Genomic DNA, 697 nt, shown 5'->3' with positions numbered 1-697 from the left:
CTGCAGGCTCATCGAGGCCGCGCTCAGGTAGGGCCGGGCCACCTCGCCGAACGGCGGCGTGTCCCAGTCCACCGTCGCCGCGTAGCGCAGCCAGACCTCGCAGTCGTCGGAGGTGGACCCGAGATTGGCGCCGGCTTCGTAGACGCGGCTCGCTACGCCGATGCCGCGCAACTCGGCCTGCAGCGCCGGCACCAGGTCGGGCAGCGGCGCGTTGCGGTTGAACTCGATGCACAGCCGCTTCACCGGCGCATCGCCGTAGTGCACGGTGTTGGTCGCATGCGACGGCGAGCGGCCGATCGCGAGCGAGGTGGCGCTGCCGGTGGCCTTCACCAGCTCCCAGGTGGGCACGGGGCTCAGGATCGAGCAACCGGTGAGGGCCAGGCAGGCAGCCGCCAGCGCGGCGAGGTGGATGTTCATCGCGGCCTCAGACGATCTCGTCGATGCGGCCGGCCAGGTCGAGCCCGGCCCGTGCCGCATAGCCGGCCGCCACCTGCACCGCGTCGCCGACCAGGCCGTCGGGTTCGCCGAGCGCCGCGAGCGCGAGGTGGGCGGCCAGCAGCATGGGGTCGGGCCCATCGCCCGCATCGCTGTCGGCTCGCGCCCGGCCTTCGTCGCTGAGCGAGACGGTGCTGCCGCCGGTGGTGCCGGCCGGAGCTGGCGCCGCGGCGGCCCGGGCCGGCGGCGGCCCGGGCCGGCG

General features: G+C 75.2%; 1 protein-coding gene and 1 pseudogene. Both read right to left on the bottom strand.

The genetic code is table 11. From position 1 onward, the window contains the following. Positions 1 to 417: cell division protein FtsI (locus AC1DXV_RS35125; RefSeq protein ID WP_477938117.1), on the bottom strand; the 417-nt coding region annotated here is incomplete at its 3' end. Between the two features lie 7 nt (positions 418 to 424). Further along, positions 425 to 697: pseudogene (locus tag AC1DXV_RS35120) on the bottom strand (hypothetical protein); the annotation flags it as partial.

It is taken from the genome of Rhizobacter sp. P3_C12 (assembly GCF_056402735.1).
This window is presented reverse-complemented; position numbering and strand designations above follow the sequence as displayed.